Here is a 14,685-nt window from a genome sequence, read left to right on the forward strand (position 1 = left end):
CGACTACGTTATTTTTCGCGCCCCGGGCCTGGCTGCGGTCCGCGACGTCATGCCACCGCTAGCGCACCCCGCTTCCCTTTGGATCGAATAATGAAACGACAGGTCCTCAAGACTATTCTTTTTGCTTTGCCCAAGGTTCTTGACCTGACGGCACGCCGCTTTCCCGCTTATCGTGATCGCCTGAAGGAGCGCGATCTCGTCGCCTGGATCGGACTTGCGGATCAAAGCATCGGTCGCGTCATCAGGTTAAAGAACGGACGTGTTCGGTCCAGCGCCGGCAGGCAACCGCGGCCCGACGTGAGCATGGTCTTCAAGGATGTCGCCACCGCCCTGAAGTTCTTTTCTCCCAATCCGGACCAAGGCGAAATCATCCACGCTGCCAAGAACTTCAAGGTGGTCACCGAGGGCGAGGACGAACTGTTGGTTTGGCTAATGCAGACCCTGAGCATGATGCGGACCGTCGGCCTGCCGATGGGCACGCCTTTGCGCGACGGCACCCGCCGCTACACCACCTGCACCAACGGCGGGCCTCTGTTCGTCTACGTCAAGGATGGCCGCGTCGTTCGGGTGACGCCCATCGAGCTGGACAGCACGGATGCGCCAAGTTATGTGATCGAGGCGCGCGGCCGCCGTTTCAGCCCGCCACGGCGTGGCCTGGTCGCGCCCCACGCGTTGACGCTCAAGTCGCTGGTCTATTCCGACAAACGCATCCTTCACCCGATGAAGCGGGTCGACTTCGACCCTGACGGCGAACGCAATCCCCAGAACCGGGGCAAATCCGCCTATGTGCGTATCAGTTGGGACGAGGCCCTGGACATTGTCGCCAGGGAAATCAACCGGCAGAAGCGCGTTCACGGTCCCGGTTCCATCACCTTCCCGATGTCGTCCCATCACCAGTGGGGCAACGTGGGTTACTACCTCAGCGCGCTGACGCGCTTTGCCAACCTGATCGGCTTTACCCGGGTCGCGGCCAATCCGGATAGCTGGGAAGGCTGGTACTGGGGTGCCATGCATCATTTCGGCAACTCGATGCGCGTCGGCGTGCCATCCGGCTATGGTGGCGTCGAGGATTGCCTGAAGGAAGCCGACATGATCGTGTTCTGGTCCTGCGACCCCGAAAGTACCAACGGGGCCTATGCGGGATTCGAGGGGACTCCGCGGCGCCTGTGGGCCAAGGAACTCGGCATTGAGTTCGTTCATATCGACCCACACTGCAACCCCACCGCGCAGTTGCTGGGCGGGCGCTGGATTCCGGTCCGACCGCAAACCGATGCTGCTCTCGCCACCGCCATCATGTACGTATGGGCCATGGAGGGCTTATACGACGAGGATTACATCGCCACCCGCACGACCGGTTTCGACGAGTGGAGGGCCTATCTTCTGGGCGAATCCGACGGCGTTCCCAAGACGCCCGAGTGGCAGGAGGGCGAAACCGGCGTGCCCGCGAAGGATGTCCGTGCGCTTGCGCGCCGATGGGGGAACAGGAAGGTCCATCTCGCGGTCGGGATGACCGGCGCGGGATTCGGCGGCGCGGGCCGCGGTGCGACCGGAGCGCAATGGGCGCGCTGCATGATCATGATGATGGCGATGCAGGGCTGGGGTAAGCCGGGGGTCAATTTCGGCTGCCTTGAGGCCGGCGTGCCCCACGACCTCCATTTCTATTTCCCCGGCTACGCCGACGGCGGCATATCCGGCGACCTGGCGTGGACCGCCAATGCGGTGAACAATTACCAGCGCATGCCGCACATTCTGTCCATGAATCCGGTCAAGCAAATGGTCCCGCGGCAGCAATTGCCCGACGCCATCATCAACGGCCATGCGACGGGCTACCTCTGGGACGGCATGTCCCAGGAAGCCCAGTTCGCGCCGTTCAGCTATCCCATGCCCGGATATTCGCCGATCCACATGATCTACCGCTACGGCGGGTCCGCCTTCAGCACGGTGACGAATTCCGGACGCTGGGCTGAAGCCTACCGGCACCCGAGCATCGAGTTCGTGGTCAACCAGTCGATCTGGATGGAGGGCGAGGCCCAGTTCGCCGACATCATCCTGCCTGCGTGCACCGCGCTGGAGCGCTGGGACATCGGCGAATGGGCGAATTCAGGCGGCTACGCCCACCATGGGTTTAGCACGGTCAATCATCGCGTGATGACGCTGCAGCACAAGTGCATCGAGCCTTTGGGCGAGTCCCGTTCCGACTACGACATCTTCACTGCCATCCTGACCCGGCTGGGCCTTGGCGGGGTGTTCACCGAGGGATGCAGCGAACTGGACTGGGTCAGGCGGGTCTTCGACTCGTCGGATCTGCCCGATCGCATTTCGTGGCGCGAGTTCTGCCGCAAGGGCTATTTCGTCGTGCCGCCCGAGAAGCCCGAATTGCGCCATCCGGTGGACATGCGCTGGTTCGCGGAGGGACGGCGCAAGGACCTGCAGGAACCCCATCCGCTGCCGTCGCAGTTCGCCGAAAAATTCGGCATGGGCCTGCAGACGCCGAGCGGCAAGCTGGAGTTCGTGCCCGAGTTGCTGAAGCGGCACACTGCGGACAATCCCGAGCGACCACCGCTCAACCGATACATCCCGTCCTGGGAGGGGCTGCGCTCGGACCTGGCTCAGCGTTATCCGCTGCAGTTGATCGCCACTCACAGCCGTTACAGCTTCCATACCCATTGTGATGGCAAGAACTCCTCGGTCAACAGCATCGATGACCATCGCGCGCTGATTGGTGGCCATCGCTTCTGGCTGCTGAGGCTAGGTCCGGCCGACGCGGCCATTCGAGGCATTGCCCATCGCGACCTCGTCAAGGTGTACAACGACCGCGGCGCAGTGATTTGCGCAGCCGACGTCTCGCCGCTGGTTAGCGCGGGAGTGGTCAAGTCGTATGAGGCGAGCGCCGAATTTCAGCTGGTCGAAATAGACGGCGAGTGCGTCGAGATTGGCGGTTGCATGAACATGCTCACCCCTGACCGGCCTCAAACCGCCGGCACGAGCAGCATGAGCCCAAATTCCTGCCTGGTGCAGGTCGAGAAGTGGCTAGGCACCGAAGCATTCATGCTCGGTCGCGCCGCGTGAGGAATTTCGAATGAGCAAGTGGAACCTGATTATCAAAGTGGGGCGTTGCGAGAACTGCCAGAACTGCGTGATCGCCGCGCGGGACGAGCACGTCGGCAATGACTTCCCCGGTTATGCCGCGCCCGCCGCCGCCAACGCCGACAGCCCCATCCGGATCCTGCGCCGCGTCCAGGGCGACTCGCATATGGTCGAGACCACGTATCTGCCGGTCTTGTGCAACCACTGCGACGAAGCGCCTTGCATGCGGGTGGGCGGCGACGCCATTCGCAAGCGCGCCGACGGCGTCGTCATCATCGATCCGGACAAGGCTCGGGGCCGGAAGGACATCGTGAAGTCCTGCCCGTACAAGGCGATCGTCTGGAACGATGAGCTGCAACTGCCGCAGACCTGGATTTTCGATGCCCATCTACTCGACCAGGGCTGGCCGCAGCCGCGTTGCCAGCAGTCGTGCCCCACCGACGTCTTCGAGACGGTCAAGCTCGATGACGCGGCGATGGCCGAGAAGGCCCAGCGCGAGGGGCTCAAGGTCTTGCGGCCTAACCTGGGCACGAAACCGCGCGTGTGGTACAGCGACCTCGAGCGCTGGGAAACCTGCTTCATCGGCGGAAGCGTCAGCGCGCGGATGGGAGATGTCGTCGAGTGCGTCACGGATGCGGTCGTAGCCCTTTACCTCGGCAATCAGAAGGTGGCGGAGACTGTCTCTGACGGCTTCGGCGATTTCCGCTTCGGTGGTCTCACCAAGGGAAGCGGTCTTTACAGGGTCGAAATACGTCATGCCCTCGGCAGCGCCTGGCGCAAATGCGAATTGGGCGAAAGCGTTTACCTTGGGGAGCTCAGCCTCGCACAGTCGACAAACGGTATGGAAGTCGCGTGATCATGGGCACCGCAACGAAGCTGCTTGGCATGAGACGGGCGGACCGCTCACGCTTCAGGATGGGCGACGTATGCAGTCGCCGGCCGACTCAAGGCCGCACGCTATCGCCCGAAGATCTTCCAACCGGACGAAGGAAGCTCACGACGTCCTCGCGAAGCGCGCCTCTGCGCTTTTCCGAAGGGCGTCTGGATGCCTTGGTCCGGAATACCAGTGCGCGGTATGACGGTTCCGATTTCCTCTCACGTGTGCCAGATTTCGTTGACTTTATTGACAACAAAATCAGATATGAGTCTAATGTCACTTAAACAACGAGGCGGCCTGATCGGGCGTCGACGGATCATTGCGAAACCCGTCATCTGACAGGCATGCCGATCTGGCGGCACCGCAGATGTCGGCCTGACCGGTACTTTATGCCATGAAGCGGGAACGCCTGACACGGGCACAGCGCAGAGAGCAGACGCGCGAATGCCTGCTTGAGGCTGCGCGGAAGATGTTCGTTAAAAAGGGATTCGCCGCGACAAGCGTGGAGGACATCGCTGAGGCGGCTGGCTATACGCGCGGCGCGTTCTACTCAAACTTCGGCGGCAAGCCGGATCTGCTGATCAGCTTGTTGCGCCGCGACGACGATAGGGCGCGGACGAATCTCCTGGCGATGATGGAGAAGGGCGGCACGCCCGATGAAATGAAGGACCGCGCCATCGCGTACTACAGCCAATCTTTTGTTGAACACGATTGCTTTCCACTTTGGGTCGAGGCCCAGTTGCTCGCGTGCCGGGACACCCCGTTTCGGGAGCGCATTAACGCCTTCCGGCAGGAGAAGCTGGAACAGATCAGCGCGCACATCTTCATGCTTTCGGAGCGCAACGGCAGGCCGTTGCCCCTGCAGGCCGAGGCTCTCGCGGTTGGCCTGGTGAGCCTGTGCGAGGGCGTGCAGTTCTTCAGGATGTGCAGTCCGCAAACGGTGAGCGACAAGGTGCTTCAGACAGTGCTTGCCGGATTTTTTTCGTGCGTGTTGTCGCGACAGCCGGAAGAAACAGTCTACGACAATCATCGCCCGGACGTACCCATGGGCGCACCATAGCGACTCATATGACTGAATGGACTGGCACAGCCCAATTCCCGCGGCAGCCCCTTCCGAGTGAACGCGGCATGGCGGCGCGGAGCTGTCGCCAAGGCGACGCAACCGCTCGATAAGTTACCGCGGGCATCAGTCGGAGGCATCGACAGGTGCCACTCCACCCCCGCTCGCCACAACAGCACATTGGCCGCACCCCAAGCGCCTTCGGCTGTTGATCGAGACGACCCGAAAGGCACGGCGTCAAGCCTTGCTGTAGCCGGCTAGACGTACCGCTACCTCCATTTTCAGGCAGCGCGCAGCATTTCAATTCCCGACGTGCAAGAAAGAACCAGATGAGTTCGGGGCCAACCCGCCGTTCGCGCTTTTTGCATCTGTCACCCATATCTGACATGCAAACCATTTCTGATTATATTGTCAGTAGTGACGAGAAGGCGTACAATTCACGCGTCGATGAAACGTGCGATCGGAAAGTCGTTATGACCGACGGCGCGCGGGCCGTCAACGCTACTCGTGATGGGCGCGGAGGTCTCGATACGTGGGGGAATCAGTGAAGGATATAGTCTCCGGACAGGCGCTCGGGTTGCGCCAGATGTTCGCCAAAAGTGCTGCGCGTGTAGTCGCTGTCACAGGCGGCTCGAAAGGAGTCGGCCGTACGGCTGCCGTTGTCAACCTCGCGATGGCGCTGACCAGACAGGGTATGGACGTGCTGGTGGTGGACGAATGTCCTGGCGCGCGGTCGGCGAGCACAATGCTTCAAGACATTCACGCCGCAGGCGTGTTCGCTCCCGCGATACATCGCAACTTGCCGCGCGTGCTGGCCGTTGACCGTGGTCGACGTCAGTTCCACTCGACTGGCACCGGCCATACGGATCACGAAAACTTCGCTGGCCTGCAGTACGACGCGGTGCTCACGAGCCCGCCGAACATCGTGCTGATCGATGCCGAGCTTGCCGGCAACGGCGCGTTTTCACCACTTGCGTTGCAAGCCCACCACGTCATCGTCGTCATGCACCTGTCGGCCGCTGCAGTAGCAGACACTTACGTTTGCATGAAGCGCCTGCGTCTCGCACAGGGCATCGAGGAATTCCGCATCATTGTGAATCTGTTCGAGGGTGAAGCGGACACTCACGCGCTGCTGGAAAGTCTCGGAGCCATCGCCCGCGATTATCTGGCTGTCTCGGTTCTCAAGGCAGGCTGCATCTCAATCGATCCGTGTATCGCGCAAGCGGCAGAGCTTTCGCGCTGTGTCGTCGATGCATTTCCTGGGTCCCCGGCGGCGAGCGATTTTGCACGCGTTGCTGCCGATATGCAGTCCTGGTCGAGGCGGCCCGCAGCGTCCTGGCTGCCACCTGCGACAACGCACATGGCGGCACGGGGGCAGCGCACGCATAGGACTTTGGGCCCGGCAGCAGCATACCGGTAAAGCCTCGAAGAACGATCTCCCCGACCCAGGGGACTTGCCGGGGCCACGGTGTTTTTCGGGTAGGCGCCGTTCATGAAAGCGTGACTATGTTCGCAGGGGCAAAGACATCAAAAAGGTCTTTGCCGACGCAATCGGACCGGTAATTATCGACGGAAGGGAGCAGCTATGGTGGGCAGCGCTCACGCGAAGCGCAAGCGTTCGAGCTTGCACGGAGGGAGCCGGGTTATGAATCGCGCTGTTGATCCGTGGAGTATGACCGTCACAAGGCTTGGCGATTGGAGACTTAACGAACGAGCCACTGCGCACGGATCTGCCTTGAACGGTTCCTCGGTTCGACAGTCGATCGCTTCGACCGGTAAGCCAATCATACGGGTACTCGACCAACCGACCGCGCAAACACTGATCGTTTCATGGTGCGATGCGCGCTCCGGGCACTATGGATACCAGACATGGTGCGAAGTCGTCGCGCGGGTGCCAGGCATCTGTGCGCTGACCGGTCGGCTAATCGAAGTCGGAGATGCCATCTACAGGCCGCGCCTCACTGGGCCCACACCGGCTAATGCTCACGCAATGATCTGTGCGAGAAGCGTTAGCCTGATAGAACAGCCGATCTGATGTGATTCGGTTCTCTGGTGTCTCTACGGCAGAATGCTCAGCGCTTTCACGTGCGGCGGTGAACCAGGCGCATCCACGCGCGCGAGGCGTGACCGGACAGTACCCCTGGTCGCGGTTGCACGGCATTGGACTATGTTCCACAGCGTGCGGCGCGGTACAGGTCCACGAACAGGACTGATATCCAAAGGATATCTACACAAGTCGTCAGATAGCAGATGGGACGTGAACCATGGAATACATTGAAAGCTTGCGCCTGTTCCGGACTATCGTCGAAGTCAAACACTTCAGACGTGCCGGGGAAATGATGGATCTCTCGCCATCGGTCGTTTCGCGGGCGATCGCATCGCTGGAAGAGCGCCTGGGCGCGCGACTTTTCCATCGCTCGACCCGACAGTTTTCGCTGACGGAAGCCGCGGAGCGCTTTTACGATGGATGTTGTCGCATCCTGGATGACCTCGATTGCCTGGAAGCCAGTGCGGCGGGCCACGGTCGACTGCCGGCGGGCATGCTGCGACTGGTCGCACATACGACCACCGCATTGACGTGGCTCGCACCGCTGATTGCGTCCTTTAAACGCAAGCATCCGAACGTCACCCTGGATATCACATTGACCGAGCGGCCCGTGGACCTGACGGCCGACGGTTACGATCTGGGTATCGTCCTGCCTTTCATGCTGGCGACGGATCTGGCTGTGACGCGGCTGCTCCAGCGGTTGCCGCTGGTGATTGTCACAACGGAAGCTTATCTGGGCAGGCGTCCTCGGCCCCGGCATCCGGCTGACCTGGCCGACCATGTGTTCGTCACGGTCCCTCCTTCGATGCACAAACCATGCGTCACCTTTCGAATGGATCAGGAAAACATCGCGGTCCCGATCAGCTACGAAATTGCGTCGAACAATCCCATATTCAATCGCGACATCGTACTCGAAGGATCCGGTATTGGTCTGCTTCCAATCGCCCTTGTTGAGCAGGACATAAAGGCCGGACGGCTCGTTCGTCTGCTGGAAGACTTCGAGATCGCCGATACGTTGGCCGAGGTCCGCCTGGCATACATCGGACGCGCACTGTTGCCCGCGAAAGTCAGGGCGTTTATCGACCATACCGCGGAGTTCTTCGAACGGGGCATGGGACCTTCCACTGCTGGTTAGGTGGCGCCGCATTGCTGCCGCATGTGGTCGAAGCATGAAAGAACGCCTGCGTGCGACGTGTGCTGCGATAGGGGGCGTTTGACGAAAGGGGCGACAAAGTACGTTAAGGCAGTTATGCCAGGTTAAGTTGCTTCGCTTAAGGAGATTCATGAGATGGACCAGGTTTCACAGCTGACACGCAATCACGAGATCGCATTGAAAATCCTGCGCCTGTTGCACAATCGCCTGGAAGAGGCCCGGCAACGGTTCGGGCAGAGGACGAGCGACGCAATCAAGGGGGGCGACGGCACGTCCGCGCTCACCATTCCCAACCTGGCGCAGTTCACACCATGGGGTGCCTGGCACTATACGGCCGATTTCGCGCAGCGCTCCGTCCTGTTCTGGGACGCCTTGCGTCAACGCGGCAACGAGTTCATCGAGCGCAACAAGGCCGGGATCAAGCCGGCGTTGCATTTCGACTATGACACAGTGCTCGACGCGAGGCACTTTGAGCGGCCCGTCAACTACGCCCTGCTGTCGATACGGCCGCCGGAGGGTGTCGTGGTCGACGTGAAGAAGCGCCCGTATCTGATCATCGATCCGCGCGCCGGGCACGGTCCCGGCATCGGGGGCTTCAAGGACGATTCGCAGGTCGGCGTTGCCCTGCGCGCCGGTCATCCCGTCTATTTCGTCGTGTTCTTCCAGGAGCCAGAGCCCGGCCAGACCCTGCTCGACGTGTGCGCGGCCGAGCAGCAGTTCGTACGGAAGGTGCGCGAACTGCATTCAGACAGCCCAAAGCCCGCGATCGTCGGAAATTGCCAGGGCGGCTGGGCCGCGATGATGCTTGCCAGTTCGTCGCCGGAAGACACCGGTCCCATCCTGGTCAACGGCGCGCCCATGTCTTACTGGAGCGGGGCGTGGAGCGAGAGCGAGGCGCCCAATCCAATGCGTTATGCCGGAGGCATTCTGGGCGGCACGTGGCTCTCGTCCCTGGCGGCCGATCTTGGCAACGGCAAGTTCGACGGCGCACATCTCGTGAACAACTTCGAGTATTTGAACCCCGCCAACACGTTCTGGGACAAGTACTACAACGTGTTCGCCAACATCGATACGGAACCGGCGCGCTTTATCGAGTTCGAGCGGTGGTGGGGCAGCTACTACCTGATGAACCGGGAAGAGATCGAGTGGATCACCCGTAACCTCTTCATCGGCAACAAGCTGTGGTCCGGCGAAGTGTCCGGCCCGTCGGGCAAATCCTTCGATCTGCGTGCCATCCGCTCGCCCATCATCCTTTTCGCATCGATGGGCGACAACATCACGCCGCCGCAACAGGCGTTCAACTGGGTCGCTGACATATACAGCAGCACCGAGGAGATCAAGGCGCGCGGCCAGGTCATCGTCGCCCTGATGCACGAGGACGTCGGCCATCTCGGCATCTTTGTTTCCGGCAAGGTGGCGAAGAAGGAATACACGCAAATCTTCAACGTGCTGGAGACAATCGAGACGCTCGCGCCGGGCCTCTATGGCATGTCGATCAAGGAGGGAAAGGGCGCAGACGGCAAAACGGAATACGAGGTCTCGCTCACCGAACACCGGCTGGAAGAAGCCGTCGAGCATTTCAACGAGTTGCGGCGCGAGGACGAAAAGCCGTTCAAGGCCGTGGCGGTGGTGTCGGAGTTCAACCAGCGAGCCTACGAGCTGTTCGTTCAACCCTTTGTGCAGCATGCGTCGAACGAGATGACCGCGCGGTTGCTGCGCGATTTTCATCCGTTGCGTCTCCAGCGCTGGGCATTCTCGGACCTGAATCCGTGGGTGGCCGCGCTGCGTCCGATGGCCGATGCTGTCAGAGCCAGCCGGCAGCCCTCGAGCGACCTCGAACCGTGGCGCAAGGTGGAGCAGCGCGGCTCTGAATTGATCAGCGCCTCGCTCGATCAGTTCCGGGCGGTAAGAGACGCCAGCATCGAAGCACTGTTCTTCTCCATCTACGCGAATCTTTTCGCAATGTACGACCCGGACCGCCTCGCCGAGCATGGGGCCGGCACCTCCGCCACCGCCGATCCTCGCAGCCTGCCGTTCGTCCAGGCGGCGCTCGCCTCGCTGAGGCAGGGCGGCTACAACGAGGCGGTCGCGCGCACCGCGTTCCTGCTCGCGCCAAAGGGCGAGCCGCTGCCGCTATCGCGCATCGAGACAGTCAAGCAACTGGTCGATGAATATGCCGACGACCTGCCGCATTTGCCTCCTGCCGACTGGCGGCGCATTCGCGGGGAGCAGGAACTCATCGCGACTTTTGAGCCGCAACAGGCTATCCAGACGTTGCCCGATCTGCTCGCCAGCCCGGAAGACCGAAACCGGCTCCTGACCTTGCTCGACAAGCTGCTGGCTGACCGGCGGGTGCTGCGCATCCCGCCGACGCCCGCGCAGGAAGAGGCGCTGCGCGCCATCCGGTCAGTGCTCGGCGCGACAACCTCGCTCGAGTCGCAGCCCCAAAAGGCCCACGCACCGCGCGTTCGGGCCACGGCATCGTGAGTGCCGCCAACCCGTCAGTGAGGGAACCCGCCATGGAATCCGGACACGTCAAGTACCACGAGGCAGATCCCTTTCGCGTTCAGGCAGCGCCGGCCCAAAGCTACTATCGCGAGTTTCCGAAAACCGTCATTCCCGTCACGACAGCGGACGCGCCGGGCGGCCCGGCGAGGGCAACCTCGATGTCGAGTCGAAGTCAGCATGCAAGTGCCTTCACAACCTCGAACAACTGACCGCGGCCGCCTTGCTTCGTCAGTCGCAGCGGCCGATTGGACTGGCGTCAATCAGAAGGCCTTGGTCGAAAATCGTGGACCTCGATCGCGACGAGAGTCGGAGTTGGCAATGGAGCATTGCCAACCGGCAGCGGCTTCACCGTCCTGCGAGTCGGTACCAGGAATCCATCGAATTCGCGAAAGTCCTCGCAGATGTGAGCTGCCCGCGCCCAGCGTCCGATAACCATGGCGGTGTAATCGATCCTGCAAAGGCGATGTTGTCTATCGAAATAGAAATCCTGGACCCGGCTGTGCGTTGGAATGTCGCTGGGAAAGGTCGCCCGGATTCTTGGCCATATCCCGGCCGAAGTCGCCAGTGGCGGAAGTTCTTGGAACGTAAAGCCGCCGCGCAAGAATAAGAAAGGTGCTGTCAGATAGTTCCAGAACGCGTAGGCGCCGAAATAGACAAAGTCGAGGTCGTCCCAGTAGATTTGCCGTCGCCAGCCACGAAATGCTGTTCGCGGTCCGTCGCGGCGAGCCAGGATAGCCCCGTCTCGCCCGACGACGCGAACAAGTTCTTCTCCTTGAAGTTCACTCGTTTCGCCAACATGCGGAAAATCGTTGAAAGCGAAACGAGGCTCGTGTGTCGACGCGCGAACCTGCACTTGTCGCAGTATTGGCCGTCGCTTTGCGGTGAACAGAAGGCCGCAGGCGGAAACCGTCGCCTCGATCTCCGCCAGTTCGGCCCATCGCGCTGCACCGCCGTGCGCCTCAATCGCTGCTCGGATCGAATCCGGCAATGCGTTGCTCTGGTCCATGTCGATGCTCCTCCATTACCGCGTCGCCTGCGCGCCTACCCGTGAGTCCAGGAAACAATGGTTTGATAGATGCCAATTAGTTGGGAGCCCGATATCGCGGGAAGCCTTGTAAAAAGCATCCAAGATCGGCTTCCGTCTTTCAACGTCCCACTATGCCGAACGTTTCTCGCCCAAACTGGATAGCGCACGCCGATGCTCAAGCGGCCGCCATCGCAAATCAGCGGGCCAAGCGCTGGCCGTGCATCCACCGTTCATATTTGCCGTATCGATCATATATGATATTATAATCATGTATGATTCATTAAGCTTGCTCTCCTACCGCAGTGCGGCTCCCTCATTTCACGCCCGGCCGCGACCGAATGCAACACCGCTTACCTAGGTATCGCGTGCATGAGCCAGATCTCTCAAATGCATACTCTTCGCCGCGCTTGCGCCGCGCGACAAATAGTTTCAGTCATTTTTCACCTTATCGCGCTGACGATGTTCGGCCTGATTCCGGTTGCCTCCAACGCAGCGACGCTGCCACCCCTTAGCATAGATGCTCCTGCTGATTCTTCGCCATCCATGGGCGCGGGCTCCGAGGCATTACAAAGGCTCGGTGCGCTTCAGGAAAAACAGGACCAGATCCGGCAGCGTGCTTCGACGGCAACAAGCGACGCGCAGCTGTCCGGGCTGGACGCATTGAGCCGCCGCGTCGCCGAAGACGTCGACAGGCTGATAACCACGTCGCTGGAGCCCAATCGCGCGAAAACGCATGCCCAGCTCGACGTACTCGGCACAGCACCCGCTTCCGAATCCGCCGCGGAAACTCCCGCGGTCGCCCAACAGCGCGGCGTTCTCGCTGCTCAGCAATTGCAGCTCGATGCCGAACTCAAGCAGGCGGCAACGATCAAGGAGAACCTTGCCAACCTGAGCGCCCAGATCACGCGACTGCTGCAAAACCATCTGAAAGATCAACTGGCTCTTCGTTCCGACAGCGTAGTCAGCGCCGCGTTCTGGGCGTCGGCGCTCCACCCGGACACGGCTGACTATCAACGTCTGCGAGACTTCAATGCGCAGATCGACAGGCAGATTCAAACGACATGGCAAACGGGGCAGCGGGTTGCAACGTCCCTGCTTGTGCTGCTCGCCCTGGCCGTTGCAACGATCGGAACACGGCTTCTTGACAGAGCATCAGAACGTTTCTGCCTACGCCGCCTTCCAGAAGGCCGGATACGGCGCAGCGCGATGGCGATCTCGACTGTCGTCGCGTCTTTGGTGACCACCATATGTGCCATTGATCTGCTCTACTTCGCGTTGACCCGTCAGCAGGCGCTGCCTCCTGCGCTGCAAAGCTTCGCCAGCGAAATCATCAAACATGTTGTGACCTGCGCGCTGGTCGCCGCTCTCGGCCGGGCATTGCTTTGCACACGACATCCGTCATGGCGGTTGCCGGCCATCGCGGATCCCGTCGCTCGCGCGCTACGCCCTTTCCCACGGACACTGGCCGCACTGCTGCTGTTTTCAGGAGCCATCGAGCAGATCAACCGGGCCGTCGATACCAGCGTGCAACTTACGCTCTTTACTCGCGGCGTGGTGGCGTTGGTGGTCGCTCTGACCATCGGGATGTCGCTTTTACGCGCAAACCGGGTACTCACTGCGCTCGCCGCCGCCGGAGAATCGCCTGAGGCGCGTTCTACCCTCGCTGGCATTATTCATGCCGCCGTCAGCCTTGCCGTCGGAGCTTCTCTGATTGCATTGCTCTGTGGTTATGTTTCGTTCGCGCGGTTCCTGACTTACGAACTGGTCTGGTTCGATCTCGTACTGAGCAGCGTTTATCTGCTGACGAAGCTCGCTCATGATGTTTGCGAAACCGTATTTTCGCCATGCCACGCCAGCGGCAAAACAATCAGGCATCTATTCGGGCTGCAAGATGTTCATCTCGAACAGGTGGCAACGGTACTCTCTGCGATCCTTCGCAGCGCATTGATGCTCGCCGCAGTCATCGCACTGCTTACGGGCGGCCTCGGGACAACGCCGCGAGATCTGGTCGATAGCATTCTCGACGTACTCGGTGGCGAGCGATTACATGCGCTCAATATCGTTCCCGCCCATATCTTCAGCGCTATCTTTACCTGTGCAGTGTGCCTGTATCTGGTTGGGCTCATGCGCAAATGGCTGGACGCCGAGTTTCTGCCCAAGACGCAAATGAGTTCGGGTATGCGCGCGTCGCTGGTAACGGTCTTCGCCAACGTCTGCTATGTCCTCGTCGCGCTGCAAACCTTGTCCGTACTCGGCGTGAAATGGCATAACCTGGCGTGGATCGTCAGCGCATTGTCGGTGGGCATCGGCTTTGGTCTGCAGGAAATCGTTAAAAACTTCATTTCCGGGCTGATATTGCTTGCTGAACGGCCGGTCAAAGTAGGCGACATGATCAGTATCACCGGCATTGAAGGCGATATCCGGCGCATCAGTGTACGTGCGACCGAAATACAGCTCGCAGATAGATCAACGGTGATCGTTCCGAATTCGCACCTGATTTCTCAGAATGTGCGCAACGTGACAATGGGAAACAAAACGCAGGGAGTTGTCACACTGGCCCTTACTTTTGCGCTGGACGTCGATCCGGAGCAGGTGCGCGATGTTCTTCTGCAAGCTTACCTGGATCACCCATCGGTTCTCGATCGTCCCGCGCCATCGGTGATCTTTAGCCAGTTGACGCCTGACGGTATGACATTGACTGTTACCGGCTATGTCGGTAGCCCGAGAATCGCCGGGGATACCAGAAGCGATCTGCTATTTGCAATCCTGAAGCGACTACGTACTGCAGAAATACCGCTGTCGATCTCTCGAACCGTCGTAGTCCGCAGTACGAGCGATATCATCTCGAACCAGGAACCCACCGATCGCAATTCCGGTCCGGTAGAACTCCGTGTCCTGTCCGCAATCAGCGAGAATAGATAGTCGT

9 protein-coding genes are annotated in these 14,685 nt (G+C 60.6%); 8 read left to right on the forward strand and 1 reads right to left on the reverse strand.

The features are described 5' to 3' along the window. Nucleotides 1-90 precede the first annotated feature (90 nt). From F6X39_RS24810 to F6X39_RS24840, 7 genes are all read left to right on the forward strand, one after another. Complete coding sequence (locus F6X39_RS24810; protein ID WP_187618515.1) at nucleotides 91-3,069, forward strand: molybdopterin-dependent oxidoreductase; 2,979 nt, start codon at nucleotides 91-93, stop codon at nucleotides 3,067-3,069. 10 nt (nucleotides 3,070-3,079) lie between these two features. Further along, nucleotides 3,080-3,943, forward strand: a complete 864-nt coding sequence (locus F6X39_RS24815) for a 4Fe-4S dicluster domain-containing protein (protein WP_187618516.1) — start codon at nucleotides 3,080-3,082, stop codon at nucleotides 3,941-3,943. A gap of 415 nt (nucleotides 3,944-4,358) precedes the next feature. Beyond that, complete coding sequence (locus F6X39_RS24820) at nucleotides 4,359-5,024, forward strand: TetR/AcrR family transcriptional regulator (RefSeq protein ID WP_187618517.1); 666 nt, start codon at nucleotides 4,359-4,361, stop codon at nucleotides 5,022-5,024. 544 nt (nucleotides 5,025-5,568) lie between these two features. Beyond that, nucleotides 5,569-6,444 carry a MinD/ParA family protein gene (locus F6X39_RS24825; RefSeq protein ID WP_187618518.1) on the forward strand — a complete coding sequence of 292 codons (876 nt, stop codon included), beginning with the start codon at nucleotides 5,569-5,571 and terminating at the stop codon, nucleotides 6,442-6,444. Nucleotides 6,445-6,696: 252 nt separating this feature from the next. Further along, nucleotides 6,697-7,059: a DUF3331 domain-containing protein gene (locus F6X39_RS24830; RefSeq protein ID WP_262414804.1), complete on the forward strand. Its 363-nt coding sequence runs from the start codon at nucleotides 6,697-6,699 to the stop codon at nucleotides 7,057-7,059. 229 nt (nucleotides 7,060-7,288) lie between these two features. Beyond that, nucleotides 7,289-8,206: a LysR family transcriptional regulator gene (locus F6X39_RS24835; protein ID WP_187618520.1), complete on the forward strand. Its 918-nt coding sequence runs from the start codon at nucleotides 7,289-7,291 to the stop codon at nucleotides 8,204-8,206. Nucleotides 8,207-8,359: 153 nt separating this feature from the next. Continuing rightward, nucleotides 8,360-10,711, forward strand: a complete 2,352-nt coding sequence (locus F6X39_RS24840; RefSeq protein WP_187618521.1) for a DUF3141 domain-containing protein — start codon at nucleotides 8,360-8,362, stop codon at nucleotides 10,709-10,711. Between the two features lie 277 nt (nucleotides 10,712-10,988). Here F6X39_RS24840 and F6X39_RS24845 read toward each other — a convergent pair whose 3' ends face one another. Further along, a complete protein-coding gene (locus F6X39_RS24845; RefSeq protein WP_187618522.1) occupies nucleotides 10,989-11,738 on the reverse strand; it encodes a hypothetical protein in 750 nt (249 codons plus the stop codon). Nucleotides 11,739-12,128: 390 nt separating this feature from the next. Between F6X39_RS24845 and F6X39_RS24850 the strand changes: the two genes are divergently transcribed. Next, nucleotides 12,129-14,681 carry a DUF3772 domain-containing protein gene (locus tag F6X39_RS24850; RefSeq protein WP_187618523.1) on the forward strand — a complete coding sequence of 851 codons (2,553 nt, stop codon included), beginning with the start codon at nucleotides 12,129-12,131 and terminating at the stop codon, nucleotides 14,679-14,681. Nucleotides 14,682-14,685 lie beyond the last annotated feature (4 nt).

This window comes from Paraburkholderia sp. UCT2 (assembly GCF_014397665.1).
GTDB lineage: Bacteria > Pseudomonadota > Gammaproteobacteria > Burkholderiales > Burkholderiaceae > Paraburkholderia > Paraburkholderia tuberum.

What these genes read in the sequence shown, in the direction of transcription:
- F6X39_RS24810 (WP_187618515.1), top strand. Translation starts at nt 91, where the DNA reads ATGAAACGACAGGTCCTCAAGACTATTCTTTTTGCTTTGCCCAAGGTT.
- F6X39_RS24815 (WP_187618516.1), top strand. Translation starts at nt 3,080, where the DNA reads ATGAGCAAGTGGAACCTGATTATCAAAGTGGGGCGTTGCGAGAACTGC.
- F6X39_RS24820 (WP_187618517.1), top strand. Translation starts at nt 4,359, where the DNA reads ATGAAGCGGGAACGCCTGACACGGGCACAGCGCAGAGAGCAGACGCGC.
- F6X39_RS24830 (WP_262414804.1), top strand. Translation starts at nt 6,697, where the DNA reads ATGACCGTCACAAGGCTTGGCGATTGGAGACTTAACGAACGAGCCACT.
- F6X39_RS24835 (WP_187618520.1), top strand. Translation starts at nt 7,289, where the DNA reads ATGGAATACATTGAAAGCTTGCGCCTGTTCCGGACTATCGTCGAAGTC.
- F6X39_RS24840 (WP_187618521.1), top strand. Translation starts at nt 8,360, where the DNA reads ATGGACCAGGTTTCACAGCTGACACGCAATCACGAGATCGCATTGAAA.
- F6X39_RS24845 (WP_187618522.1), bottom strand. Translation starts at nt 11,738, where the DNA reads ATGGACCAGAGCAACGCATTGCCGGATTCGATCCGAGCAGCGATTGAG.
- F6X39_RS24850 (WP_187618523.1), top strand. Translation starts at nt 12,129, where the DNA reads ATGAGCCAGATCTCTCAAATGCATACTCTTCGCCGCGCTTGCGCCGCG.